This window comes from Staphylococcus sp. EG-SA-18 (assembly GCF_017151825.1).
Taxonomy (GTDB): Bacteria; Bacillota; Bacilli; order Staphylococcales; family Staphylococcaceae; genus Staphylococcus; species Staphylococcus aureus.
The window spans coordinates 1-26,642 of sequence record NZ_JACYVY010000064.1 but is presented as its reverse complement, the minus strand read 5'-3'; the positions used below and the strand labels follow the sequence as shown (position 1 = coordinate 26,642).

General features: G+C 32.8%; 24 protein-coding genes. 12 read left to right on the top strand and 12 right to left on the bottom strand.

From position 1 onward, the window contains the following. Position 1: 1 nt before the first annotated feature. The 8 genes from purM to purE are packed head-to-tail and all read right to left on the bottom strand — an operon-like array spanning position 2 to position 7,905. Positions 2-1,030, bottom strand: a complete 1,029-nt coding sequence (purM, locus tag IDG66_RS12130; RefSeq protein ID WP_000030823.1) for a phosphoribosylformylglycinamidine cyclo-ligase — start codon at positions 1,028-1,030, stop codon at positions 2-4. Beyond that, positions 1,023-2,507 carry an amidophosphoribosyltransferase gene (gene purF / locus IDG66_RS12125; RefSeq protein ID WP_000483713.1) on the bottom strand — a complete coding sequence of 495 codons (1,485 nt, stop codon included), beginning with the start codon at positions 2,505-2,507 and terminating at the stop codon, positions 1,023-1,025. The genes purM and purF overlap by 8 nt, the downstream gene beginning before the upstream one ends. Next, the gene (gene purL, locus IDG66_RS12120) at positions 2,486-4,675 is read right to left on the bottom strand and encodes a phosphoribosylformylglycinamidine synthase subunit PurL (protein WP_032099323.1); all 2,190 of its coding nucleotides are present in this window, start codon (positions 4,673-4,675) and stop codon (positions 2,486-2,488) included. Before purL ends, purF begins: the two co-directional genes overlap by 22 nt. Further along, entirely contained in the window at positions 4,668-5,339 is a 672-nt protein-coding gene (purQ, locus tag IDG66_RS12115) for a phosphoribosylformylglycinamidine synthase I (protein ID WP_000666801.1), read from the bottom strand. Before purQ ends, purL begins: the two co-directional genes overlap by 8 nt. 1 nt (position 5,340) lies before the next feature. Continuing rightward, positions 5,341-5,604 carry a phosphoribosylformylglycinamidine synthase subunit PurS gene (gene purS, locus IDG66_RS12110; protein WP_000848350.1) on the bottom strand — a complete coding sequence of 88 codons (264 nt, stop codon included), beginning with the start codon at positions 5,602-5,604 and terminating at the stop codon, positions 5,341-5,343. Further along, positions 5,604-6,308, bottom strand: coding sequence for a phosphoribosylaminoimidazolesuccinocarboxamide synthase (gene purC, locus IDG66_RS12105; RefSeq protein ID WP_000174053.1), 705 nt, complete (start codon positions 6,306-6,308; stop codon positions 5,604-5,606). The genes purS and purC overlap by 1 nt, the downstream gene beginning before the upstream one ends. Before the next feature lie 3 nt (positions 6,309-6,311). Then, positions 6,312-7,436 carry a 5-(carboxyamino)imidazole ribonucleotide synthase gene (gene purK, locus IDG66_RS12100; protein WP_103143731.1) on the bottom strand — a complete coding sequence of 375 codons (1,125 nt, stop codon included), beginning with the start codon at positions 7,434-7,436 and terminating at the stop codon, positions 6,312-6,314. Next, positions 7,423-7,905: a 5-(carboxyamino)imidazole ribonucleotide mutase gene (purE, locus tag IDG66_RS12095; protein WP_000861572.1), complete on the bottom strand. Its 483-nt coding sequence runs from the start codon at positions 7,903-7,905 to the stop codon at positions 7,423-7,425. Before purE ends, purK begins: the two co-directional genes overlap by 14 nt. Positions 7,906-8,105: 200 nt before the next feature. Between purE and folD the strand changes: the two genes are divergently transcribed. Both folD and IDG66_RS12085 read left to right on the top strand, forming a co-directional pair. Then, a complete protein-coding gene (gene folD / locus IDG66_RS12090; protein WP_000225837.1) occupies positions 8,106-8,966 on the top strand; it encodes a bifunctional methylenetetrahydrofolate dehydrogenase/methenyltetrahydrofolate cyclohydrolase FolD in 861 nt (286 codons plus the stop codon). A gap of 782 nt (positions 8,967-9,748) precedes the next feature. Further along, positions 9,749-10,066, top strand: a complete 318-nt coding sequence (locus IDG66_RS12085; RefSeq protein WP_001037831.1) for a DUF5011 domain-containing protein — start codon at positions 9,749-9,751, stop codon at positions 10,064-10,066. Between the two features lie 147 nt (positions 10,067-10,213). Here IDG66_RS12085 and IDG66_RS12080 read toward each other — a convergent pair whose 3' ends face one another. Next, the gene (locus IDG66_RS12080) at positions 10,214-10,336 is read right to left on the bottom strand and encodes a hypothetical protein (RefSeq protein WP_001790624.1); all 123 of its coding nucleotides are present in this window, start codon (positions 10,334-10,336) and stop codon (positions 10,214-10,216) included. A gap of 301 nt (positions 10,337-10,637) precedes the next feature. On the opposite strand from IDG66_RS12080, the gene qoxA reads away from it, so the two are divergent. From qoxA to qoxD, 4 genes are read left to right on the top strand one after another with little or no spacing between them, the layout of a single operon-like run. After that, entirely contained in the window at positions 10,638-11,738 is a 1,101-nt protein-coding gene (qoxA, locus tag IDG66_RS12075; RefSeq protein ID WP_000032836.1) for a cytochrome aa3 quinol oxidase subunit II, read from the top strand. Continuing rightward, on the top strand, positions 11,738-13,726 hold the full coding sequence (gene qoxB / locus IDG66_RS12070; RefSeq protein WP_001010762.1) for a cytochrome aa3 quinol oxidase subunit I: 1,989 nt from the start codon (positions 11,738-11,740) through the stop codon (positions 13,724-13,726). The genes qoxA and qoxB overlap by 1 nt, the downstream gene beginning before the upstream one ends. Next, on the top strand, positions 13,716-14,321 hold the full coding sequence (gene qoxC, locus IDG66_RS12065) for a cytochrome aa3 quinol oxidase subunit III (protein ID WP_000017736.1): 606 nt from the start codon (positions 13,716-13,718) through the stop codon (positions 14,319-14,321). The genes qoxB and qoxC overlap by 11 nt, the downstream gene beginning before the upstream one ends. Positions 14,322-14,329: 8 nt before the next feature. Continuing rightward, on the top strand, positions 14,330-14,608 hold the full coding sequence (qoxD, locus tag IDG66_RS12060; protein WP_001797236.1) for a cytochrome aa3 quinol oxidase subunit IV: 279 nt from the start codon (positions 14,330-14,332) through the stop codon (positions 14,606-14,608). A gap of 536 nt (positions 14,609-15,144) precedes the next feature. On the opposite strand, the gene fmtA is transcribed toward qoxD, so the two are convergent. Beyond that, entirely contained in the window at positions 15,145-16,338 is a 1,194-nt protein-coding gene (gene fmtA / locus IDG66_RS12055) for a teichoic acid D-Ala esterase FmtA (RefSeq protein WP_000671245.1), read from the bottom strand. Positions 16,339-16,788: 450 nt separating this feature from the next. Here fmtA and IDG66_RS12050 point away from each other — a divergent pair, with 450 nt between their 5' ends. From IDG66_RS12050 to atl, 4 genes are all read left to right on the top strand, one after another. Then, on the top strand, positions 16,789-18,006 hold the full coding sequence (locus tag IDG66_RS12050) for a polyisoprenyl-teichoic acid--peptidoglycan teichoic acid transferase (protein WP_001031978.1): 1,218 nt from the start codon (positions 16,789-16,791) through the stop codon (positions 18,004-18,006). Positions 18,007-18,053: 47 nt separating this feature from the next. Next, entirely contained in the window at positions 18,054-18,524 is a 471-nt protein-coding gene (locus IDG66_RS12045; protein WP_000088431.1) for an osmotic stress response protein, read from the top strand. 154 nt (positions 18,525-18,678) lie between these two features. Beyond that, entirely contained in the window at positions 18,679-19,113 is a 435-nt protein-coding gene (locus IDG66_RS12040; RefSeq protein ID WP_000491986.1) for a GNAT family N-acetyltransferase, read from the top strand. A gap of 227 nt (positions 19,114-19,340) precedes the next feature. Continuing rightward, positions 19,341-23,111 (top strand): bifunctional autolysin, encoded by a 3,771-nt coding sequence (gene atl / locus IDG66_RS12035; protein ID WP_001074542.1) that lies wholly within the window; start codon positions 19,341-19,343, stop codon positions 23,109-23,111. A 69-nt stretch (positions 23,112-23,180) separates the two neighbouring features. Here atl and IDG66_RS12030 read toward each other — a convergent pair whose 3' ends face one another. Further along, positions 23,181-23,291, bottom strand: coding sequence for a hypothetical protein (locus tag IDG66_RS12030; RefSeq protein WP_001788579.1), 111 nt, complete (start codon positions 23,289-23,291; stop codon positions 23,181-23,183). A gap of 26 nt (positions 23,292-23,317) precedes the next feature. Next, entirely contained in the window at positions 23,318-23,737 is a 420-nt protein-coding gene (locus IDG66_RS12025; protein ID WP_000278015.1) for a MarR family transcriptional regulator, read from the bottom strand. A gap of 152 nt (positions 23,738-23,889) precedes the next feature. Here IDG66_RS12025 and IDG66_RS12020 point away from each other — a divergent pair, with 152 nt between their 5' ends. Both IDG66_RS12020 and IDG66_RS12015 read left to right on the top strand, forming a co-directional pair. Then, positions 23,890-24,900, top strand: a complete 1,011-nt coding sequence (locus tag IDG66_RS12020; protein ID WP_000202439.1) for an acyltransferase family protein — start codon at positions 23,890-23,892, stop codon at positions 24,898-24,900. A 195-nt stretch (positions 24,901-25,095) separates the two neighbouring features. Then, a complete protein-coding gene (locus IDG66_RS12015) occupies positions 25,096-26,250 on the top strand; it encodes an aminotransferase class I/II-fold pyridoxal phosphate-dependent enzyme (protein ID WP_000777577.1) in 1,155 nt (384 codons plus the stop codon). The last annotated feature ends 392 nt before the right edge of the window (positions 26,251-26,642 follow it).

Sequence of the window (26,642 nt, the reverse complement as noted above, 5' to 3'; positions counted from 1 at the left end):
GTTATACCCCCAACAATTCAATTGCAGTTGACTCATTTTTCATAATATGACCAATTTGATAGGCTTCCACATTTTGTTCTGCTAAAATCTTCAAAGCGCGTGATGCATCTTTTTCATCAACGATAACCGTATAGCCAATACCCATGTTAAAAATGTTATACATTTCATTTGTGTCTATATTGCCTTGTTGTTGTAACCAATCAAATATTTTTGGCGTTGGAAATGATGTAGTATCAATTCTAGCAGCATATCCGGCTGGCAATGCACGTGGAATATTTTCATAAAAACCTCCACCAGTAATATGATTCATTGCCTTAATAGAAACTTCTTTTTTCAAAGCAAGTACAGGTTTGACATATAATTTAGTTGGTTCTAAAAAGACATCTATAAATGGACGATTATCGAAGTTTGATGCCAAATCAATGCCTGATTCATTAATTAATTTGCGCACTAAACTATATCCATTTGAATGAATGCCACTTGACGCAAGCCCTATAACAACTTGTCCCTCTTTCACTTCTGAACTATCTACATAGTCATCCTTTTCAACTGCTCCAACTGCAAATCCGGCTACATCATATTCACCTTCGTGATACATTTCACCCATTTCAGCAGTCTCTCCACCGATAAGTGCAGTATTCGTTTCAACGCATGCATCACTAATACCTTTAACAATTTGTTCAATAACTTCAGGAACAACTTTATTTGTAGCGATGTAATCTAAAAAATACAATGGTTCTGCACCTGTCGTTAAAATATCATTAACACACATTGCGACTGCATCGATACCTATCGAATCATGTTTCCCATAGTCGATAGCTAGTTTTAATTTCGTACCTACTCCGTCTGTTCCAGAAACTAAAACTGGCGCTGTCATATTTAATTGTGATAAATCAAATGTAGCACCGAATCCACCTAAACCACCGATAACTTCTTTACGCATCGTACGTTTAACATGACTAGACATTCTTTCTACAGCTTCATAACCAGCATGAATATTTACACCAGATTGTTCATATGCTTTAGACATTTAAATTTCCCTCGCTATCAAAAAAGTGTTTGTTTTTAGAAATATATTGCTTTTGTCGATGACTTAAATGTGCTTTATAATTTGCTTCATAATCATATAACCCTGCAGGATAATCTCCAGTGAAACTTTCTACACATAAGCCACTATATGGCGCGTCATAATCTAAACCAATTGATTCAATTAACCCATCTACAGATAGATATGCTAATGAATCAGCGCCAATATAATCTTTAATTTCTTCAGGTGATTTGCTTGCAGAAATTAATTCTGCCGTAGTTGAAACATCGATTCCATAAAAACTTGGGAACATAAATTCCGGTGATGCTATACGCACATGCACTTTATTTGCACCAGAATCTTTTAACATTTTCACAATGCGTCGAATTGTCGTACCGCGAACAATGGAATCATCAACAAGAATGATATTTTTCCCATCTACTATATCTTTTACCGCAGATAACTTCACTCTCACACCTTGCTCACGTAATTCTTGAGTTGGTTGAATAAATGTTCTTGCAACATATTGATTTTTAACTAGTCCCATTTCATATGGCAAACCTATTTCTTCAGCATAACCACTCGCAGCTGATAGCGATGAATTGGGTACACCGATGACCATATCAGCATTTACAGGGCTTTCTTGGGCTAATTTTTTACCAGAAGCTTTACGTACTGCATGGACATTTTTACCAGCTATTGTTGAGTCTGGTCTAGCAAAATAAATATATTCCATCGCAGAAATTGCAGTTGTCGTATGATGTGTATAAGATTTAACTGTAATACCTTTATCGTTAATCACGACATATTCACCTGCATGAATATCTTGAACAAATTCTGCACCTAACACATCTATTGCACATGTTTCACTTGCAAGGATGTATGTCCCATCTTTCATTTTACCTACAACAAGTGGTCTGATAGCATTTGGATCTACTGCGCCATATAACGCATCTTTAGTTAAAATCGCAAATGTAAAACCGCCTTTAACTTTTCGCAAACTTTCTTTCAACGCTTCCTCAAAAGTAGGAGCTTTACTTCGACGTATCAAATGCATAATGACTTCAGTATCAGAAGACGAATGGAAGATAGCACCTTGTTTTTCTAAATTCTGACGCAATGATTTAGCATTAATGAGGTTACCATTATGACAAATACCTACACTCATATCATAAAAGTGATACAGAAACGGTTGAATATTTTCAATACCTTTATTACCTGAAGTAGCATAACGGACGTGACCAATTGCATGTTGATATCCTTTTAATCGTTCCATTTGATCATCTTTAATCGCTTCAGTTAGTAAGCCTAATCCTCGCTCGCCTTTTAATTCATTTTGATCAGAAACAACTATACCTGCACCTTCTTGACCACGATGTTGCAAACTATGAAGTCCCATATATGTTAGTTGCGCTGCTTCAGGATGATTCCAAATACCAAACACGCCACATTCTTCGTTTAATCCTGAGTAGTTAAACATTGAGCAATTGCCCCTTCCCATATTTGTTTAATATCTGAAACATTTTCACTAATCTCTGTATATGGTGTTGTTACCTTGAAATTATCACTATCTGTTAAAAGTCCAATTTCTATTGCATTATCAATATTTAAAGTTTTACCTGATTTAACAGAAACAACATATCGGCCTTGCGTCTCACTAAACAATTGTGCATTTGTTATATCTATTGAAGATTTTAATCCTAAACCGTAATGCGCACTTAGTTTAGCTAAGGTAATCAGTAAGCCACCTTTACCAACTGTTTGAACATGTGATAATAGTCCTTCACGAATAGCGGTCTTGATTGATTCACCTTTTTCAACTTCTGAACTCAAATCTAATGACTCAAATTCATGATTAACTTTGCCATAAATTAACTTTTCAAGTTGACTACCACCAAAGTCGTCCTTAGTATCACCGATTAAATATAATTTATCTCCAACTTGAGGTTCAAAATCATTTAAATAATTTACATTTTCAATCAAACCTACCATTCCAACAACTGGTGTTGGGAAAATAGAAGTACCTTTCGTTTCGTTATATAAAGATACATTACCAGAAACTACTGGTGTCTTAAGAATGTCGCATGCTTCTGCCATACCTTTCGTTGAATCTATCAACTGTTGATAGATTTCTTTCTTTTCAGGAGAACCATAATTTAAACAATCTGTCATTGCTAATGGTGTTGCACCCACGGCAATTAAATTTCGATAAGCTTCAGCTACTACCATCTTTCCACCTTCATATGGATTGTTATATACATAACGCGCTTCACCATCAATTGTTGAAGCAATTGCCTTATTTGTGCCTTCCACACGTACTACCGATGCTTGAAGTCCTGGCTTAATTATCGTATTGGCACCAACTTGTTGGTCGTATTGATCATATAAATAGTGTTTAGATGCTATAGTCGGATGCTTAAGTAATTTAAAGAAAGTATCTTTAACATCGATGTGTGTATAATCATTTTTAGAAGTATTATAATCTTTTTCTTCTCCTTCTAAAATATATACAGGTGCTTCATCAGCTAGTGGTTCAACTGGAATGTCAGCATAAACTTCGTCATCATATGTTAAAACAAAACGATTTGTATCTGTAACTTCACCTATAACAGCACTATCCAATTCGTGCTTATCAAATAAATCTAAGAATTTTTGTTCAGTACCTTTTTCAACAACTAGTAACATACGTTCTTGAGTTTCTGAAAGCATCATTTCATAAGGAGAAATACCTGGCTCACGTGTTGGCACTTGTTCTAATCTCAAATGTAACCCACTACCACCTTTTGCCGCCATTTCAGACGATGAAGATGTTAAACCAGCAGCACCCATATCTTGAATACCAACTAATTCATCAAATGTAATTGCTTCAAGTATTGCTTCCATTAATTTTTTACCTACAAATGGATCACCGATTTGTACAGAAGGTCGTTTACTTTCGCTTTCTTCCGTCAATTCTTCAGATGCAAAAGTAGCACCATGAATACCATCTCGACCAGTTTTCAAACCAACATAAATGACCGAATTACCTACACCTTTTGCTGTGCCTTTTTGAATCATGTCGTGATTGATAACACCAACACACATTGCATTAACAAGTGGATTGCCATCATAACGTTCATCAAATTCGATTTCACCAGCAGTTGTTGGAATACCAATGCAGTTACCATAACCTCCGATACCCTTTACAACACCTTTAAGTAATCTTTGGTTTTGTTTATTATCTAATTCTCCAAATCTAAGACTGTTTAACAAATTAATAGGTCTAGCCCCAATAGAGACAATGTCACGAATGATTCCACCAACGCCTGTAGCAGCCCCTTGATATGGTTCAATTGCTGATGGATGATTGTGAGACTCTACTTTAAATACTACGGCTTGATTATCACCTATATCGACTACCCCTGCACCTTCACCAGGCCCCATAAGCACATGGTCACCTGACGTAGGAAATTGCTTTAAAAACGGTTTAGAATGTTTATAAGAGCAATGTTCACTCCACATAACAGAAAAGATACCTGTTTCTGTAAAGTTAGGTTGTCTGCCTAAAATATCGCAAACTTTTTCATATTCTTGATCACTTAATCCCATATCTTGATATACTTTTTCAAGTTTAATTTCTTCAACGCTTGGTTCGATAAATTTAGACATGTTGTTCCCTCCAACTTTTTACCATCGCTTCAAATAATTTCACACCACTATCAGTACCTAACAACGTTTCTAAAGCTCTTTCAGGATGTGGCATCATGCCACATACATTGCCTTTTTTGTTAACAATTCCTGCAATATCATCATATGAACCGTTCGGATTATTCACATATTTCAGAATAATTTGATTGTTAGCTTTTAATTGTTGATATATTTCATCAGTACAATAATAATGACCTTCACCGTGAGCTACAGGATATATAACTTTTTCACCTTGTTCATAAAGATTTGTAAATGCCGTTTGATTATTCACTATTTCTAACTCTTCATTTCTACTAATAAATAAATGTGAATCGTTATGCAATAATGCACCAGGTAATAAGCCTATTTCAGTTAAAATTTGAAACCCATTACAAACACCTAATACTGGCTTACCTTCAGCTGCAAGACGTTTAACTTCCGAAATAATCGGCGCTACACTAGCCATTGCCCCAGATCTTAAGTAATCCCCGAATGAAAATCCACCAGGAATAAGTACGCCATCAAATCCACTTAGTGATGTTTCTCTATAATCTACATATTCCGCTTCAACACCACTTTTAATAGCAGCATTAAACATGTCTCTATCACAATTCGAACCTGGAAAAACAAGAACCGCAAATTTCATTTTATGCATTCTCCTTTTCATCATCTAACACTTTATAGCTATATTCTTCAATCACTGTATTTGCAAACAATTTTTCACTTAGAGTTGTAATAATGTTGTGTACCTTTTCATCACTAACCTCATCCACTGTCATATATAATACTTTTCCTACACGAATATCATTCACTTGTGCATAACCTAAGTCATGTACAGCTCGAGTAAGCGTTTGTCCTTGCGTATCTAATACTTGTGGTTGTAATGTGATATGTAGTTCAATTGTTTTCATTATTTTAAATCCTCCAATTTGTTTAAAAATATTTGATATGTTTCAATCAGTGATCCAGTGTTATTTCTATATACATCTTTATCAAAGTTTGCATTGGTAGCTTTATCCCAAATTCGACATGTATCTGGAGATATTTCATCCGCTAACAAAATTTGACCAGTCTCAGTCTTTCCAAATTCGATTTTAAAATCTACTAATTTTAAATTCATAGCATCCATTAATTGTTTCAACACATTATTAATCTTTAATGCTTTGGATTTTAGTATTTCAATATCTTCATCTGATGCTATATTGAGCAATTTAACATGGTCATCCGTTATCAACGGATCATTTAACGCATCATTTTTATAGAAAAATTCTACAAGTGGTTCTCTAAAAACTTCACCATTTTCAAAACCTAAACGCTTTGTAATAGATCCACTAGCAATATTACGAACAACTACTTCTAATGGAATTATTTTCACAGGCTTAACTAATTGTTCTGTTTCAGATAATTGTTTAATAAAGTGACTTTCTATTCCATTTTCTTGTAAATATTTAAATATAATAGAAGTAATTTGATTATTTAATCGCCCCTTACCTGCCATTGTGTCTTTCTTAGCCCCGTTTCCAGCAGTAACTTCATCTTTATATTCAACTCTTAATTCATTTTCTTGATTTGTTGAGAAAATGCGCTTCGCTTTTCCTTCATATAATAATGTCATGCTTTAATTACTCCCCTCAAATTTAGCGTACATATCTTGTTCAGTTTGGTTTACATCATTCGTTAGTACAGTCATATGCCCCATTTTTCTGCTATCTTTACGCTCAGACTTACCATAAATATGTAAGTGCCACTCTGGATGTTCATTAAATTCATTTTCCAATAAATCTAAATCTTTACCTAGTAAGTTCATCATGACTGCTGGCTTTAATAATTCAATTGAATTTGGTAATGATTGTCCGGTAACTGCTAAAATATGAGTATCAAATTGTGAATAATCACATGCTTCAATTGAATAATGTCCGGAATTGTGAGGCCTTGGTGCTATCTCGTTCACATACAATTGGTTGTTACTATCTATAAAAAATTCAACTGTAAATGTTCCAATGAAATGAATCGATTGGATAATTATATTAACTTGCTCTTTCGCCTCAGCTGTTTTATCTATTCTCGCTGGAACAATTGTTTTGAAAAGTATTTGATTTCTATGCTCATTTTCTTGTAATGGGAAAAAAGTGATTTGATTGTTGTTTCCTCTTGTAACAGTAAGAGATACTTCTTTCTTGATATTCAAATATTTTTCAGCTACGCATTCACTAGTTTCAATTAATTTAAAACCTTCTTGTAAGTCTTTTTCGTTGTTAATTAAAACTTGACCTTTGCCATCGTAGCCACCAAATCTAGTTTTTACAATAAAAGGATATCCTAATGTTTCAATTGCTTTGTCAATATCTGTAGATTCTTTTACTGAAATGAACGGGACAACTTTGGTACCAGCACTTTTTAATGTTTCTTTTTCAGTTAAGCGGTCTTGTAATAACTGTATAGCTTGGTAACCTTGCGGAATATTGTACTTTTCACATAATAGTTTTAATTGTTGGGCTGAAATGTTTTCAAATTCATAAGTAATCACATCACATTTTTGTCCTAATTGATTGAGTGCCTTTTCATCGTCATACTTGGCTTGTATAAATTCGTGTGCAACGTATCTACATGGACAATCTTCAGAAGGATCCAATACAACCACTTTATAACCCATTTTTTGAGCTGATTGTGCCATCATCTTTCCAAGCTGACCACCACCAATAATGCCAATAGTCGCACCAAACTTTAATTTATTGAAGCTCATTTTGCATGTCCTCCACTTTTTGAATTAACGAAGATTCATACTGATTTAGTTTTTCAACTAAAGAAGGATTTTGAATACTTAACATTCTTGCTGCAAGTATACCTGCGTTTTTAGCACCTGCTGCACCAATTGCAGTCGTTGCAACCGGAATACCTCCTGGCATTTGAACAATTGATAATAAAGAATCTATACCCTTTAAACTTTTTGTTTCAATCGGCACACCAATAACTGGTAGCGTCGTTAATGATGCAACCATACCTGGTAAATGTGCCGCACCGCCAGCGCCTGCAATGATAATGTTTATACCTCTTTCTCTCGCTTCAGAAGCAAATTGAACCATCATTTTTGGCGTACGATGTGCGGATACTACTTGTTTTTCGTACGGAATTTCAAAATAATCCAACATGTTACAACTCTCTTGCATAATTTTCCAATCGGAAGAACTGCCCATAATGACTGCTACTTTCACTTTGTACACCCTTTCAAAAGTTTGAATTGTGAATTACTTTAGTTGTATATTATAGATATAGCATAACAAGCAATTTCTGCTTTTTCAATCAAAAATCGAACTTTATTTTGATTTTTTGTTTGAATTTACGTCTTTTGCTATGTAAATTAGTTTTATGAACTAACAAAGTTAGGATATTGACAATAGGAGGAGAAGTTTTTATGGTTGCTAAAATTTTAGATGGTAAACAAATTGCCAAAGACTACAGACAGGGGTTACAAGATCAAGTTGAAGCGCTAAAAGAAAAGGGTTTTACACCTAAATTATCCGTTATATTAGTTGGTAATGATGGCGCTAGTCAAAGTTATGTTAGATCAAAAAAGAAAGCAGCTGAAAAAATTGGTATGATTTCAGAAATCGTACATTTGGAAGAAACAGCTACTGAAGAAGAAGTATTAAACGAACTAAATAGACTAAATAATGATGATTCTGTAAGTGGTATTTTGGTACAAGTACCATTACCAAAACAAGTTAGCGAACAGAAAATATTAGAAGCAATCAATCCTGAAAAAGATGTGGACGGATTTCATCCAATAAATATAGGGAAATTATATATCGATGAACAAACTTTTGTACCTTGCACACCGCTCGGCATCATGGAAATATTAAAACATGCAGATATTGATTTAGAAGGTAAAAATGCAGTTGTAATTGGACGAAGTCATATTGTCGGACAACCAGTTTCTAAGTTACTACTTCAAAAAAATGCATCAGTAACAATCTTACATTCTCGTTCAAAAGATATGGCATCATATTTAAAAGATGCTGATGTCATTGTCAGTGCAGTTGGTAAGCCTGGTTTAGTAACAAAAGATGTGGTCAAAGAAGGAGCAGTAATTATCGATGTTGGCAATACGCCAGATGAAAATGGCAAATTAAAAGGTGACGTTGATTATGATGCGGTTAAAGAAATTGCTGGAGCTATTACACCAGTTCCTGGTGGCGTTGGTCCATTAACAATTACTATGGTATTAAATAATACTTTGCTTGCAGAAAAAATGCGTCGAGGTATTGATTCGTAAATTTACATTAGTTATGTATTGAGAATTAATAACTGAGTTTTAATGAAGTCTTTTAACCCACATTTAATATTATTTCGCAATTGAAATGAATAACAAGAAAAATCTGGGACATTAATCGATCAAATGCTCCCTTCAAAGTAGACATTGAATAAATGAAGGCTTTGAAGGGAGCATTTCACTTTGTTCTTGGCTCAACAATTTTATATAGACAGTAGTTAATTGAATGAAAATAAGCTTGTAACAAGTTTTCAATTCTAGTCAGGGGCCCCAACACAGAGAATTTCGAAAAGAAATTCTACAGGCAATGTGAGTTGGGGTGTGGGCCCCAACAAAGAAGCTGACGAAAAGTCAGCTTACAATAATGTGCAAGTTGGGGAGGGGTCCCAACACAGAGAATTTCGAAAAGAAATTCTACAGGCAATGCGAGTTGGGGTGGGGGCCCCATCACAGAAGCTGTGACTATGATAAAGTACTACTACATAGTTAATCATTAGTGGTTCTTTATCATTTTCGCCTCCCTTTTCTTATTGTTTTGAAACACAAAAATTTAAGTTCAAACTGTCGAATAAAGTTATATTTGATTTCAAATTATCCCTAAATTATTAATTTTACAATTGTGGCAGATTTTCAAAATAATAATTATTTCCTCATTATTTATAAATTTATATTTAAATTTCATTCTTTATAGGGTAAGATTAGGACTATAGTATGATGTGTAAATAATATAAATTAAGGTATAGTAAAGCTAACTCAGAAATGACTTATCATTCGGAGGTTACATTATGAATAAACTATTACAGTCATTATCAGCCCTCGGTGTTTCTGCTACACTAGTAACACCAAATTTAAATGCAGATGCAACGACGAATACTACACCACAAATTAAAGGCGCTAATGATATCGTTATTAAGAAAGGTCAAGATTATAACCTTCTAAACGGCATAAGTGCATTTGATAAAGAAGATGGAGATTTAACCGATAAAATTAAAGTCGATGGCCAAATTGATACATCTAAATCTGGTAAATATCAAATTAAATATCATGTCACTGATTCAGATGGTGCAATTAAAATTTCCACTAGGTATATTGAGGTTAAATAGCCCTCATCACTATACTGCAAATAAAATGGTAGCAAACGAACATGTTTTGCTACCATTTTATTTGTTATTCTAACTTCATCTGCAACTTTAACCCAAATATTGTATTTTTTCTGTATACCAAAGGACTACCTATCAAATTATTAAAACTTAACTGCTCTTTTTAAAAAAATGTTTTGATTTTGAACAAACAAATTTCCACTTTTCATTGTTTAACGATAAATTACTTTTGGCAAATTCCTTATTAAAATGTTTGCGCTTCCTTTCAATCAACTAGCCATCATTTTCAATTTATTAGACAATTTCAAACTTTTTTTATTTTCATTCAATTAACCTTTAATTGAAAGCTATTCTCAACTTTCCTTTTAAATATGAAGCAATTTTTTCAAAAACGCTATTAGTCACAAAATGTACACATAATTTTAACAAATGTGTGAACCCACGTCACACCTTGATTTATCAACATTTTTGATACAATTTTATTAATTTTTTTCCCATAAGCCCTTGTAAATATTGTGTAATAACTTAAAATTAATGTTAAGCCCTACATTTGTAGTATTAGGAGGTCAAAAAAGTGTCAAAATTTAAGTCTTTGCTTCTATTATTTGGCACACTAATTTTACTTAGTGGTTGTTCAAATATAGAAATTTTCAACGCAAAAGGGCCAGTAGCAAGTAGTCAGAAGTTCTTGATTCTTTATTCAATCGTCTTCATGCTTGTTATTTGTTTCGTTGTACTTGGCATGTTCGCCATTTTTATTTACAAGTATAGTTATAATAAGAATGCCGAATCTGGTAAGATGCACCATAATGCCATCATTGAAACAATATGGTTTGTAATACCTATCATAATCGTTGCTGCTTTAGCTATTCCTACAGTTAAAACTTTATACGATTACGAAAAACCACCGAAGAGTGAGAAAGATCCAATGGTTGTATATGCAGTAAGTGCAGGATACAAATGGTTCTTTGCTTATCCAGATGAACATATAGAGACTGTTAACACATTAACAATCCCTAAAGATCGTCCTGTTGTATTTAAGCTTCAAGCTATGGATACAATGACAAGTTTCTGGATTCCACAATTAGGTGGTCAAAAATATGCCATGACTGGCATGACAATGAATTGGACGTTAGAAGCATCTCAAACTGGTACGTTCAGAGGTCGTAACTCTAACTTCAATGGTGAAGGATTCTCACGTCAAACATTTAAAGTAAATGCCGTTAGTCAAAAAGACTACGACAAATGGGTGAAAGAAGTTAAAGGTAAGAAAACGTTAGATCAAGATACATTTGATAAACAATTATTACCAAGCACACCTAATAAAGCTTTAGAATTTAATGGTACACATATGGCGTTTGTTGATCCAGCAGCCGATCCAGAATACATCTTCTATGCATATAAACGTTTCAATTTCGAATTGAAAGATCCAAACTTCACTAGTGAAGAAAATATGTTTAAAGATGTATCAGACAAACCATTAATACCTGCTCGTAAAGCTCAAATTACAAATGCGAACTATAAACGACATGGTATGAAGTTGATGATTCTTGGAAATGACGAACCATATAACAATGAGTTCAAGAAAGATGAATCGAAAAATGCGAAAGAAATGAAGAAAATTTCAAAAGATGCGCAAGATCAAGACAATGATGATCATGGAGGTGGACATTAATGAATTTTCCATGGGATCAATTACTAGTTAAAGGTAACTGGATGATTACAATGGCACAAATTGGTGCCCCATTCTTAGTTATTGGTTTAATCGCAGTAATTACTTACTTTAAATTATGGAAATATCTTTACAAAGAATGGTTCACATCTGTAGACCATAAGAAAATCGGTATTATGTATTTAATCTGTGCCGTATTAATGTTCGTCCGTGGTGGTATTGATGCGTTACTTATTCGTGCGCAATTAACAGTACCTGATAACAAATTTTTAGAATCTAACCACTATAACGAAATTTTTAGTACACATGGTGTAATCATGATTATCTTCATGGCAATGCCATTTATCTTTGGTTTATGGAATATCGTTGTTCCATTACAAATTGGAGCACGTGATGTTGCATTCCCAGTATTAAACAACGTAAGTTTCTGGCTATTCTTTGCAGGTATGATTTTATTCAACCTGTCATTTATTATTGGTGGTTCACCAGCAGCTGGTTGGACAAACTATGCGCCACTAGCAGGTGAATTCAGTCCTGGTCCGGGTGTTAACTATTACTTAATAGCTATACAAATTTCAGGGCTTGGTACCTTAGCTACAGGTATCAACTTCTTTGTAACAATTTTAAGATGTAAAACACCAACTATGAAGTTTATGCAAATGCCAATGTTTACAGTAACAACATTTATTACTACATTAATTGTTATTCTTGCTTTCCCTCCTTTAACAGTAGCGTTAGCATTAATGACAACTGATAGAATATTTGACACAGCATTCTTCACAGTTGCACATGGCGGTATGCCAATGCTTTGGGCTAACTTCTTCTGGGTATGGGGGCACCCTGAAGTTTATATCGTTATCCTTCCAGCATTTGGTATTTACTCAGAAATTATCCCGACATTCGCTCGTAAGCGTTTATTCGGACATCAAAGTATGGTATGGGCAACTGCCGGTATCGCGTTCCTTAGTTTCTTAGTTTGGGTTCACCATTTCTTCACAATGGGTAATGGTGCGTTAATCAACTCATTCTTCTCAATTTCAACAATGCTGATTGGTATTCCAACTGGTGTGAAATTGTTTAACTGGTTATTAACATTATATAAAGGACGTATTACATTTGAGTCACCAATGCTATTCTCATTAGCATTTATCCCTAACTTCCTTTTAGGTGGTGTTACGGGTGTAATGTTAGCAATGGCATCAGCTGACTATCAATATCACAATACGTACTTCTTAGTAGCTCACTTCCACTATACATTGGTTACTGGTGTTGTATTTGCCTGCTTAGCTGGTTTAATCTTCTGGTATCCAAAGATGATGGGTTACAAATTAAACGAAACATTAAACAAATGGTGCTTCTGGTTCTTCATGATCGGATTTAACGTTTGTTTCTTACCACAATTCATTCTTGGATTAGATGGTATGCCACGTCGTTTATACACTTATATGCCATCAGATGGTTGGTTCTTATTAAACTTAATTTCAACTATCGGTGCATTATTAATGGCAATCGGATTCTTATTCCTTGTTGTTAGTATCGTATACAGTCACTTCAAATCTCCACGTGAAGCAACTGGAGATAACTGGGATGGCCTTGGTCGTACTCTAGAGTGGACTACTGCATCAGCAATTCCACCTAAATACAACTTTGCCATTACACCAGATTGGAATGACTACGACACATTTGTTGATATGAAAGAACATGGTCGTCATTACTTAGACAACCATAATTACAAAGACATTCATATGCCAAACAATACTCCTGTTGGATTCTGGATTGGTATCTTTATGACTATCGGCGGTTTCTTCTTAATTTTCGAAACTGTAATTCCAGCATTAATTTGTTTATTCGGTATTTTTGGTACTATGATTTATCGCAGTTTCCAAATCGATCACGGATATCATATCCCTGCTGCTGAAGTTGCTGAAACTGAAGCTAGATTAAGAGAAGCGCGTATTAAAGAAAGGGAGGCTGTAAGTCATGAGTCATGATACAAACACTATTGATTCACGCACACATGAAGGCGAATTAAATAAGCTTGGCTTTTGGATTTTCATTACAGCCGAATTTGCGTTATTCGGTACCCTATTTGCGACACTATTAACTTTGCAACATGGTGGCGATTATGCAGGTAAAATGACTACTGAGTTATTTGAATTGCCTCTTGTTTTAATAATGACGTTTGCATTATTATTCAGTTCTTACACATGTGGTATTGCTATTTACTACATGCGCCAAGAAAAACAAAAGTTAATGATGTTTTGGATGATCATTACGTTACTTTTAGGTTTAGTCTTTGTTGGATTCGAAATTTATGAATTCGCACACTATGCATCAGAAGGCGTTAACCCAACAATTGGTTCTTACTGGTCTAGTTTCTTTATCCTATTAGGAACGCATGGTTGTCACGTATCGCTAGGTATCGTTTGGGCCATTTGTTTATTAATCCAAATCCAACGACGCGGATTAGACAAATATAATGCGCCAAAATTATTTATAGTAAGTTTATACTGGCACTTCTTAGATGTTGTTTGGGTTTTCATCTTTACTGCCGTATATATGATAGGGATGGTGTATAGCGGATGAGTACAATAATGAAACATACTGTAGGATTTATCGCATCTATCGTATTAACGCTTTTAGCAGTATACGTAACACTATACACGTCATTAACATTCCACGCGAAGTTGACAATTATCTTTGGCTTTGCATTCGTCCAAGCAGGACTTCAATTATTAATGTTCATGCATTTAACTGAAGGTAAAGATGGACGTTTACAAACATTCAAAGTTATCTTTGCTCTTGTAATTACACTTTGTTTCGTTGTCGGAACATATTGGGTTATGCAAGGCGGTCACTCTTCACACTTATAAACAACATTTTAATAATGTAAAGTTTAACCAGCTAACACTTTTGTTAGCTGGTTTTTATTTTCCTTCAATTTTTAAATGGTTAAGTCCCCTTCTATATCTTATAAGACAATCATTATAATCAATTCAATTAATACATTAACAACCACAACTAATAAATATAGTAACTTCAAAATCCATATTTATGTCTAAAGATAATCTCAATGTTGTTCACGTCAATAAAATTATCCCTAGGTTTTTAAAAATTGTACATGTTTAAACAATCAAAAGTGTACATTATTAAATTATCATTTCCAGTTAGATTTAGAAAACATTCACACCACGCATGGACCAACGTATTCGTCTTCATTCATTTTAGTCTGATGCCAACTCACCAAATGATTTCCCCTTTTATCAGTTAACACATATTTTTAAACTCATCCTTCTTCAACCTTATACTTTAAACTTTTTACCACTATAAAAAAGAAGATATAACTCGTATACTGGTCAGATAAGGTCGATGCCTTAATGCCATATACATGTTATATCTTCTATATTAATTATTGAACAATAACACCCTTCGTATTGTAAGGTTTATTTTGTTTTAAAATATCATTATAAATATGTTTGATTCGAACTTCATTGTTTCCTTTTACATTTAATGCAAGTACAACTACATACTTATCATTATAGTAAACAGTAAAGACTTGTCCAAAGAATCCCCCGTTAAGTCTATTCAATGTTGGCTTAGCATAGAAACCATATCGATATTCATCTGGATACTGTTTCGTACCAAACTCATGTAATAATGGATTGGTTATTTTAGGACTGAATAATTTATATTGTTGTATTTGAGTAATTAATTTACCCATATCTGTTGGTGTCATATATAAATTACCTGCACCATAGTATTGGTCCAAAATATTAGGTCTTAAGAATGAAAGTCCTGTACTATTATAAGCATAACCTTTTGCTAGATATTTTTTAAAAGGTTGTTCATCATAAAATGCTGTGTGCTGAAGTTTTAAAGGATCTCCTATTTTTGTATAATAATTCTCAGCATAAGATTTACCTGTAACTTCTTCAATTACTTTCGCAAGTACTAAATAATTCCCATCGTTATACATATGCTTTTTGTATTTCTTAGGATCAATACCACGTTTTTGAATCGCTTTAACTGCTTGATCTAAATTTTTATAATCTTTTGAGGATTTATATTTATATAATCCACTTTGATGCAACATTAAATCTTTCAATGGGATAGGCTTAGATGTTTTAAACCATGGAAGGTATTTACTTACTGGATCATTGATATTTATTTTATGTTCTTCTTCTAACTGTTTTAACAGTAACCCTGTTGAAAATTTTTGAGCTGAACCTATTAAAAACATCGTATTCGGTGTGTTTTTAATACCTTTTTCAAAATCTTGATATCCATAACCTTTACTCATTTTCAATTTGCCATTTTCATATATAGCTACTGAACCGTTAAATAATGAACTTTGTAAATACTTGTCAATTTTCTTATATTTAGGATCCTTGCTATTATATACCTCTTTTAGTTTAGACGGCGCAACCTTTTCCTTATTACGATCCACTAAATATTTTTCATTGTCTGATAATTTTGTTTCCTTATGTATTGGGTCTATAGAATGTGTCTTCGTCTGTAATCGATGAAAAATTAACGCTATAGAAATAATGATAAATAATAGTACACACGCATGTATAACTAGTTTTACTTTATTAAATTTCATTTGATAATTGCCTCACAATGTATTCATTTTATATATTTAAATCGTTAAAAATTTGAACCTAGATGCCTAATAATACAACTTACAAAAATTAACTTATCATTCATTTATGCTTTACGCTACATAGTAATAAGTTTTTCTAATATGTTATCTATACAACAAAATTAATTATACCTTATCACTTTGTATAAATCACTCGAATTTATATTACGCCTTTAAATTTTTTAAGACATCATACTAAAGTCGCATTATATTTTTAAAAATGCTTTTTGATTTTAACAAAACATTCAAATTACAAGGAACTTTGACATAACATTTGTATTTTTTACTATAAAGTACTACAATTTAAGGCTATAATGTATTAGTAATGAAGTTGTATAAATATCGTTCAACTAATTATATTTTAAAATTATGATTATGATTTAACAAAAATTTAATATAGGAGCATCAATCATGAATAAATTTTTAAAATACTTTTTGATCCTTCTAGCATTGGTTCTCATTGTTGTTCCAATAGTCTTCGCTACGTTACTTTTTAAAACGTCCCAAGATGCATTCGAATCTTCTCAAGACAGCAAAAATGCTAATCGTCAATCCAACTTAAGAGATAATAAAGTCAATCCCGAAGAACAACCTATCTCTATTCTTTTCTTAGGTATCGATGATAACGATGGAAGAAGAAAAAAAGGACAGGATGCTGAACACTCTAGATCAGACGCTATGATTTTAACTACTTTTAATCAATCAAAACATCAAATTAGAATGCTTAGTATTCCACGTGATACTATCAGCTACATTCCTAAAGTTGGCTATTACGATAAGATTACCCATGCACATGCATATGGTGGTCCAATTGCCGCAATGGATTCGGTAGAAGCTACCATGAATGTACCTGTTGATTATTATGTGAGAGTCAATATGAAAGCATTTGTCGAGGCTGTAAATGAGCTTGGTGGCATATACTATGATGTGCCATACGACTTAAATGAACCTAACACAGATGATACTGGTAAGATTAAAATTAAAAAAGGGTACCAAAAATTAAATGGTGATGAGGCTTTAGCAGTTGCTAGAACTAGACATCATGATTCAGACTTAAAACGTGGACAACGTCAAATGGAATTAATTAAGATTTTATTCCAAAAAGCACAGGAAGTTGATTCTATTGATAAACTTGATAACGTGATTCAAATTGTAGGTAAAAATGCAAAGCATAATTTAACTAACTCTGAAATTAAAGCTTTAGCAAAAATGTACTTAACAAATGATGTTGAAATTAAAACTGCGCAATTAAAAGGTAAAGATGATATGTTAAATGGTATTTACTATTATCATCCAAGTGTTGAAAGCATTCAAAAATATGCAAACTTACTTCGTAAAGACTTAGAATTATCACCTATTAATGATAAAAATGATTTCTTAGATCAACGTGTCATTAATCATTATGGTTCATTAATACCATTAACGCCTTTAGATAGTAGTTTATTGAGAAAAGAACAAAATGATACGACAGATAAAGATAAGACATCTAACGAGAACAATGATTCAACTAATAACAGTGATTCCAGCAATCAACAACAACCTGCTACAGATCAAAACTTAAATCAAAATCAAGGTGGCACACAACAAGCGCCACAAGCTTCAAATAACCAAAATGGTGTTGTAAATTAATATTATATGACGATTAACATTTACTATTTATGAAAGGAGCATCATACATGAGTAGAAAAACATACGAAAAGATTGCAAATATAAATGGCATGTTTAATATGTTAGAACAACAAATCATTCATAGCCAAGATATGGCTCATTTTAGAAGTGAATTTTTTTACGTCAATCATGAGCATCGAGAAAACTATGAAGCACTCCTAATTTATTACAAAAATAGTATCGACAATCCTATTGTAGATGGTGCATGTTATATTTTAGCCCTACCTGAAATTTTCAATAGTGTTGATGTTTTCGAATCAGAGTTACCATTTTCATGGGTATATGATGAAAATGGCATTACCGAAACAATGAAATCACTTAGCATTCCATTACAATATTTAGTTGCAGCAGCTTTAGAAGTAACTGATGTGAATATATTTAAGCCTTCAGGATTTACAATGGGAATGAATAATTGGAATATTGCTCAAATGCGAATCTTTTGGCAATATACAGCAATTATTAGAAAAGAAGCACTATAACATTAATAATTAATTAGCTATAAAGATGATTCACAACAATCATCTTTATAGCTTTTTTATGTCTAATTATTTTTGAGGAAAATAACAATCGTTATTCTATGTTATTATTAGTAAATTAAATGTAAATGATTTTGTTAGGATGTGGAGGAATTTTATGTTTTCAAAAGTAAACAATCAAAAGATGTTAGAAGATTGCTTCTATATAAGAAAGAAAGTGTTTGTAGAAGAACAAGGCGTCCCTGAGGAAAGTGAAATTGATGAATATGAATCTGAATCTATTCACCTCATTGGATATGATAATGGACAGCCAGTTGCCACTGCTCGAATACGCCCTATTAATGAAACAACTGTCAAAATAGAACGAGTAGCTGTGATGAAATCACATCGTGGACAAGGAATGGGTAGAATGCTTATGCAAGCTGTAGAATCATTAGCTAAAGATGAAGGTTTTTACGTAGCTACTATGAATGCCCAATGTCATGCTATCCCATTTTATGAAAGTTTAAACTTTAAAATGAGAGGTAATATATTTCTTGAGGAAGGCATCGAGCATATTGAAATGACAAAAAAGTTAACCTCGCTTAATTAAAAAAAGTTGTATCTATTTTAGAAACATTTGTAATAAACCAATTCTTAAATTGACATCAATTCTATTTGATTTGTCACGTCACCATTGAGATTCAAAATTTTTTTCATTTTTTTACAGTGAAAATGTAAATTAAGAGTATATTACAAATTGGTTAAATACGCACAGGTATATAAAACAGGTACTATAATGTTAGTAATAATTAATAAATGTTAGGAGTAATAAATAGAATGGCGAAAAAATTCAATTACAAACTACCATCAATGGTTGCATTAACGCTTGTAGGTTCAGCAGTCACTGCACATCAAGTTCAAGCAGCTGAGACGACACAAGATCAAACTACTAATAAAAACGTTTTAGATAGTAATAAAGTTAAAGCAACTACTGAACAAGCAAAAGCTGAGGTAAAAAATCCAACGCAAAACATTTCTGGCACTCAAGTATATCAAGACCCTGCTATTGTCCAACCAAAAACAGCAAATAACAAAACAGGCAATGCTCAAGTAAGTCAAAAAGTTGATACTGCACAAGTAAATGGTGACACTCGTGCTAATCAATCAGCGACTACAAATAATACGCAGCCTGTTGCAAAGTCAACAAGCACTACAGCACCTAAAACTAACACTAATGTTACAAATGCTGGTTATAGTTTAGTTGATGATGAAGATGATAATTCAGAAAATCAAATTAATCCAGAATTAATTAAATCAGCTGCTAAACCTGCAGCTCTTGAAACGCAATATAAAGCCGCAGCACCTAAAGCTGCAACTACATCAGCACCTAAAGCTAAAACTGAAGCGACACCTAAAGTAACTACTTTTAGCGCTTCAGCACAACCAAGATCAGTTGCTGCAACACCAAAAACGAGTTTGCCAAAATATAAACCACAAGTAAACTCTTCAATTAACGATTACATTCGTAAAAATAACTTAAAAGCACCTAAAATTGAAGAAGATTATACATCTTACTTCCCTAAATACGCATACCGTAACGGCGTAGGTCGTCCTGAAGGTATCGTAGTTCATGATACAGCTAATGATCGTTCGACGATAAATGGTGAAATTAGTTATATGAAAAATAACTATCAAAACGCATTCGTACATGCATTTGTTGATGGGGATCGTATAATCGAAACAGCACCAACGGATTACTTATCTTGGGGTGTCGGTGCAGTCGGTAACCCTAGATTCATCAATGTTGAAATCGTACACACACACGACTATGCTTCATTTGCACGTTCAATGAATAACTATGCTGACTATGCAGCTACACAATTACAATATTATGGTTTAAAACCAGACAGTGCTGAGTATGATGGAAATGGTACAGTATGGACTCACTACGCTGTAAGTAAATATTTAGGTGGTACTGACCATGCCGATCCACATGGATATTTAAGAAGTCATAATTATAGTTATGATCAATTATATGACTTAATTAATGAAAAATATTTAATAAAAATGGGTAAAGTGGCGCCATGGGGTACGCAATCTACAACTACCCCTACTACACCATCAAAACCAACAACACCGTCGAAACCATCAACTGGTAAATTAACAGTTGCTGCAAACAATGGTGTCGCACAAATCAAACCAACAAATAGTGGTTTATATACTACTGTATACGACAAAACTGGTAAAGCAACTAATGAAGTTCAAAAAACATTTGCTGTATCTAAAACAGCTACATTAGGTAATCAAAAATTCTATCTTGTTCAAGATTACAATTCTGGTAATAAATTTGGTTGGGTTAAAGAAGGCGATGTGGTTTACAACACAGCTAAATCACCTGTAAATGTAAATCAATCATATTCAATCAAACCTGGTACGAAACTTTATACAGTACCTTGGGGTACATCTAAACAAGTTGCTGGTAGTGTGTCTGGCTCTGGAAACCAAACATTTAAGGCTTCAAAGCAACAACAAATTGATAAATCAATTTATTTATATGGCTCTGTGAATGGTAAATCTGGTTGGGTAAGTAAAGCATATTTAGTTGATACTGCTAAACCTACGCCTACACCAACACCTAAGCCATCAACACCTACAACAAATAATAAATTAACAGTTTCATCATTAAACGGTGTTGCTCAAATTAATGCTAAAAACAATGGCTTATTCACTACAGTTTATGACAAAACTGGTAAGCCAACGAAAGAAGTTCAAAAAACATTTGCTGTAACAAAAGAAGCAAGTTTAGGTGGAAACAAATTCTACTTAGTTAAAGATTACAATAGTCCAACTTTAATTGGTTGGGTTAAACAAGGTGACGTTATTTATAACAATGCAAAATCACCTGTAAATGTAATGCAAACATATACAGTAAAACCAGGCACTAAATTATATTCAGTACCTTGGGGCACTTATAAACAAGAAGCTGGTGCAGTTTCTGGTACAGGTAACCAAACTTTTAAAGCGACTAAGCAACAACAAATTGATAAATCTATCTATTTATTTGGAACTGTAAATGGTAAATCTGGTTGGGTAAGTAAAGCATATTTAGCTGTACCTGCTGCACCTAAAAAAGCAGTAGCACAACCAAAAACAGCTGTAAAAGCTTATACTGTTACTAAACCACAAACGACTCAAACAGTTAGCAAGATTGCTCAAGTTAAACCAAACAACACTGGTATTCGTGCTTCTGTTTATGAAAAAACAGCGAAAAACGGTGCGAAATATGCAGACCGTACGTTCTATGTAACAAAAGAGCGTGCTCATGGTAATGAAACGTATGTATTATTAAACAATACAAGCCATAACATCCCATTAGGTTGGTTCAATGTAAAAGACTTAAATGTTCAAAACTTAGGCAAAGAAGTTAAAACGACTCAAAAATATACTGTTAATAAATCAAATAACGGCTTATCAATGGTTCCTTGGGGTACTAAAAACCAAGTCATTTTAACAGGCAATAACATTGCTCAAGGTACATTTAATGCAACGAAACAAGTATCTGTAGGCAAAGATGTTTATTTATACGGTACTATTAATAACCGCACTGGTTGGGTAAATGCAAAAGATTTAACTGCACCAACTGCTGTTAAACCAACTACATCAGCTGCCAAAGATTATAACTACACTTATGTAATTAAAAATGGTAATGGTTATTACTATGTAACACCAAATTCTGATACAGCTAAATACTCATTAAAAGCATTTAATGAACAACCATTCGCAGTTGTTAAAGAACAAGTCATTAATGGACAAACTTGGTACTATGGTAAATTATCTAACGGTAAATTAGCATGGATTAAATCAACTGATTTAGCTAAAGAATTAATTAAGTATAATCAAACAGGTATGACATTAAACCAAGTTGCTCAAATACAAGCTGGTTTACAATATAAACCACAAGTACAACGTGTACCAGGTAAGTGGACAGATGCTAACTTTAATGATGTTAAGCATGCAATGGATACGAAGCGTTTAGCTCAAGATCCAGCATTAAAATATCAATTCTTACGCTTAGACCAACCACAAAATATTTCTATTGATAAAATCAATCAATTCTTAAAAGGTAAAGGTGTATTAGAAAACCAAGGTGCTGCATTTAACAAAGCTGCTCAAATGTATGGCATTAATGAAGTTTATCTTATCTCACATGCCCTATTAGAAACAGGTAACGGTACTTCTCAATTAGCGAAAGGTGCAGATGTAGTGAACAACAAAGTTGTAACTAACTCAAACACGAAATACCATAACGTATTTGGTATTGCTGCATATGATAACGATCCTTTACGTGAAGGTATTAAATATGCTAAACAAGCTGGTTGGGACACAGTATCAAAAGCAATCGTTGGTGGTGCTAAATTCATCGGCAACTCATATGTAAAAGCTGGTCAAAATACACTTTACAAAATGAGATGGAATCCTGCACATCCAGGAACACACCAATATGCTACAGATATAGATTGGGCTAACATCAATGCTAAAATCATCAAAGGCTACTATGATAAAATTGGCGAAGTCGGCAAATACTTCGACATCCCACAATATAAATAAGCAACATGAACATAGGATCAAAAGTCATCCCCCACTATCAATCATGGGGGATGACCTTTGATCCCTTTTTTATACATACACAAGCAAAAATAGCGGTGATTGTTTACCATCAATTTTAACAATCACCGCTACTTTTGCTTGTAATTCATGATTCAATTTTTGTTGTGTGCACAACGACACTAAATTATGTGTTTGCTATTGTCGTGTTACAACGATATGCGTCGTTGATTTAACTTATCAAGTAATTGATTTAAATTGTCTAATTCGACTTCCGATAAACATTGACATCTTGCTTCAATCAATTCGCAACGTGCATTATTTATTTGTGAAATTAATGTACGTGCTTGATCAGTCAAAATTAATTCTTTACATCTTAAATCTTCGCTAGATTGTTGACTTGTGATGTACCCTTTCAAAACTAATTTCTTAATCCACCTTGAAACTATAGATTGTTCCCTGCTAATCTTCATCGTCAAATCATACTGTGATAAGCGATCGTAATTAAATAAAATACGGAGAAGTTCTAGCTGTTCAGATGTGATATCCGTGCGTTGTCCAAATCTTCTATTCACTAAGTTTAAGTCATTGTTAGTCAGTGTAATAAGTTTTTCAAGTTGTTTATACATGTTGTTCTACTCCACTACATATTATTTATAATATTATATGCTTTTTTTATAATTTTTACAATACTATTCGACACAATAGACAAATTTGTTGCATAACTAATACAAAATATAATAAATTAGTAAGAGTCTTATGGACATAAAGGAGATAAAATATGACTTCATTAAAAGAGAGAGATTATTTTTTTGACAACGCAAGAGCAATTTTAATATTATTAGTCGTATTTGGACATATGTTACAACCCTACACTAGTGGCGATAAATATTTATCAGCATTATACCTAGTTATTTATAGTTTCCATATGCCAACATTTTTGTTTATATCTGGTTATTTCGCGAAAAATATTGATAAACCATACTATTTAGAAAAAATTTCAAAACGTTTGATAGTACCTTATATGATATTTTTTGCATTCTTTTCAATTTATTATTTCTTAACAGGTAAAAGTGACGAATTACAACTTGATCCTTTTAACCCAGTATTTGCGTTATGGTTTTTGATCACGCTATTTTTCTTTCATGTCATTTTAGTAATAGTTAGAAGATTTAATCCATATAAAGTGCTATCAGTTTCAATTATTATATCTATTGGAGCAGGTTTTTCAGATAACATCGATAGCTACTTAAGCATTTCAAGGACAATCGTATTTTTCCCAATATTTTATCTAGGTTACATTTTCACCAAAAAACATACGGCTATTTTTAAAAATAAAAAACTAATACCAGTATCTATCATTACCTTTATTTTGTTTTTTATCGTTTACGTGATTCATCCTATCAATGCAGATTGGTTATTGGGAAGTTCACCATATACTTCACTTGAAAATGAAGGACAGAGTATATTCAGTCCTTTTAAACGACTTATATTATATGGAATTATATTAATCGCAATGACTGCGTTTCTAAATTTAATGTCAACAAAGAAAAAATTATATACTTATATTGGTAGTCGTACGCTATACGTATATTTATTACATGGTTTAATTATTGGCATTGTTAGAGGATTTGAATGGTACCCATTCGATAATCCTATATCATTAATGACTTATCTTTATTTAATAAGTATATCTGTAATCATCGTATATGTATTATCTACAAACTTTGTTTGTAAATGGACAAATCCAATAATTAATTTACAAAGACCATCACAGTTTAAAGATTCATAATTTTATACTGTCTAAGTACATTAACTGTAACCACTTTATTCATTTTGAAAAGTAGTTACTACAGTGTATTTAGACATTTTTCGTTTTTCAAATAAAGCTTAAGTAATTTACCCTTTTTTGCTTTAAAAGTATGTTATGATATTATTAATTTCTAAATTTTTAGACAATATTTGATTTATATTTGAGGTGTCACAAATGAAACTTTCTTTAAATTCTAATTCTAAATATTTAAGAGCACCAAGTATTCGCCAATTTTCAAATCGTATGAATAATTTGGATGATTGTGTTAATTTAACTATTGGCCAACCAGACTTCCCGATGCCTGATGTTGTGAAAAAGGCATATATTGATGCTATTAACAATGACAAGACATCATACTCTCACAATAAAGGGTTATTAGAAACTCGCGAAGCAATTAGTCAATACTTCAAAAATCGTTATCATTTTTCCTATGATCCTGAAGAAATTATTGTGACAAATGGAGCAAGTGAAGCAATAGACACAACGTTACGTTCTATCATAGAGCCTGGAGATGAAATTATAATACCGGGACCAATTTATGCAGGCTACATACCACTCATCGAAGTACTAGGTGGTAAACCAATTTATATTGATACAACAGCAACACAATTTAAAATTACACCTGATGCATTAGAAAGTCATATTTCTCCAAAGACAAAAGCTGTCTTGTTAAATTATCCGACTAATCCAACTGGCGTAGTTTTAAAAAGAAATGAAGTTTTAAATATCGTAAATGTATTAAAAAAATATCCGATATTTATTATTAGCGATGAGATTTATGCTGAAAATACATTTAGTGGTAAACATGTATCCTTCGCTGAATTTGAAGACATTCGTGATCAATTAATATTAATTGGTGGTTTAAGTAAATCACACTCAGCAACCGGAATAAGAATTGGTTTTCTATTAGGACCTCAATATTTGATTGATAAATTAACATTTATGCACGCCTATAATTGTATTTGTGCCAATGTTCCAGCTCAAATAGCATGTATAACAGCACTTAACGAAGGATTAGAAGCTCCTAAATATATGAACGAAGCTTATGTAGAACGAAGAAATTATTTAGTATCTGAATTAACTAAATTAGGTTTTGAGATTACCGCTCAACCTGAAGGCGCGTTTTATATTTTCCCAAGTATTAAACATATCACCGATGACGATTTCGAATTTTGTGTCGATTTACTTGAATCAACACATTTAGCAATCGTTCCAGGCTCATCCTTTACAGAATTCGGTAAAGGATTTGTAAGGATTTCCTATGCTTATGAAATGGATGTTTTAAAAGAAGGTATGAAGAGACTTGCTAAATATTTAAATACTAAATAAAAATGATATGTTGAACTGGACGTCGTGAACTAAATTCATAGTACGTTCAGTTTTTTATATTCTATAAGTTTTAAATAATACTCTATAGAGACTGTAAATACTACCGAGTTATATTCCTCTCCTTTAAACACCTCACTCAAAATGATTCTATCAAAAGGTTTTAATATGCTAACTTATAATTGTTCTTCGAAACTTAAGCACTCAAATAATATATCACCATTCATATTAATCTACCTTTGGCCAAACAATTATTATTCAAAAGTTAGATAAAGTCCGTATAATTGTGTAAAAGTAAAAAGGCCATATAACAGTCCTTTTACGGTACAATGTTTTTAACGACAAAAACATACCCAGGAGGACTTTTACATGACCCAAGTACATTTTACACTGAA